Source organism: Oleiphilus sp. HI0128 (assembly GCF_001635365.1).
Map to the genome: position 1 here is coordinate 1 of NZ_LWGG01001282.1, position 917 is coordinate 917.

Sequence of the window (917 nt, forward strand, 5' to 3'; positions counted from 1 at the left end):
TTAAAGCTAGCTATTAAGTTTCTTGGCAAGAATCTGATTGAACAGTTTAGGGTTTCCTTGTCCTTTAGAGGCTTTCATTAAAGGCCCCATAAATCCGCCCATAAGCTTTTTACGCTTTTTGTCATCGGCCTCTTTATACTGTGCAATCTGATCAGCCATGCCAGCGAGTACTTCGTCAACCAATGCTTCTAGCGCACCGGTATCAGATACCTGCTTTAGACCTTGTGATTCAATAATTGCGTCAACATCATCACCAGATTTTTCCCAAAGTGTATTGAATACTTTCTTTGCACCTGAAGACGACAAAGTGTTGTCTTTAACTCTAAGCACCAGTTGCCCAAGTTGCTCTGCACTGATAGGAGAATCTTTTAAGGAGATGCTGTCGCTGTTGAGTCGCGCGCTTAGCTCTCCCATTGTCCAGTTGGCAGAAAGCTTAGCGTCACCTGAAATGCTACTGGCTGTCTCGAAATAATGAGAAAGGTCTGCCTGTGCTGAGATCAAGCCTGCATCGTAACTTGATAAGCCGTATTCGGCGCAGAACCTTGCCTTTCGTGCATCAGGAAGCTCTGGCATCTCAGTTTTAATCTGATCAATAAACTCGTCAGACAATTCGACAGGAAGCAGGTCAGGGCATGGGAAGTAGCGGTAATCGTTTGCTTCTTCTTTGCTACGCATGGAGCGGGAGATATCTTTCTCTCCATCGTATAAGCGGGTCTCTTGCGTGATGCTGCCGCCATCTTCAAGAATATCTATCTGACGCTCAACCTCAAGGGCGATCGCCTTTTCCATGAAGCGGAAGGAGTTAAGGTTCTTGGTTTCGGTTCGTGTACCAAGCTCTTCCTGACCTTTGGGGCGTACCGAGATATTGACGTCAAAGCGCATTGAGCCTTGTGACATTTCACCGTCACAGATGCCAA

The 917-nt window shown here is 46.2% G+C and carries 1 protein-coding gene; it reads right to left on the reverse strand.

Going from position 1 to position 917, the window contains the following annotated elements:
• Window positions 1-6: 6 nt before the first annotated feature.
• A partial coding sequence (locus A3763_RS21500; RefSeq protein ID WP_369823161.1) for an Asp-tRNA(Asn)/Glu-tRNA(Gln) amidotransferase subunit GatB occupies window positions 7-917 on the reverse strand: 911 nt, incomplete at its 5' end.